The sequence below is a fragment of the Cupriavidus sp. SIMBA_020 genome, assembly GCF_046535395.1.
GTDB classification, from domain to species: Bacteria; Pseudomonadota; Gammaproteobacteria; order Burkholderiales; family Burkholderiaceae; genus Cupriavidus; species Cupriavidus campinensis.
In genome coordinates this window covers 1-253 of the sequence record NZ_JAWRWU010001171.1, presented here as the reverse complement: position 1 = coordinate 253, position 253 = coordinate 1, and the positions used below count along the sequence as shown (strand labels likewise).

The 253-nt window shown below is 54.9% G+C and carries 1 pseudogene; it reads left to right on the top strand.

From position 1 onward, the window contains the following. Positions 1–72: 72 nt before the first annotated feature. Positions 73–253: pseudogene (locus SB751_RS33215) on the top strand (hypothetical protein); the annotation flags it as partial.

Below are 253 nucleotides of genomic sequence, written 5' to 3'. Positions count from 1 at the left end.
ATGCGCAACGTGATCATTAAGTTCGTGGCTAGTCAGCCATCATTAGATCGAGAGCCATACCCTAGCTACAGCTTGGAGCGGACCAACGTCATTCAACTGCGCATGGCCCCGCAGTATTGGGTGGGTAATGCGGAAGGAGAACTACTGAGTGCTGGGCGAAGCAAGCTTGAGGGGTTTCTAGAGCAATTGGTTCCTTGCCAGTTGGGTGAGGAGGGAGCGGTGCTTACAGACCTGCGCCCGGTCCTGAATGCAG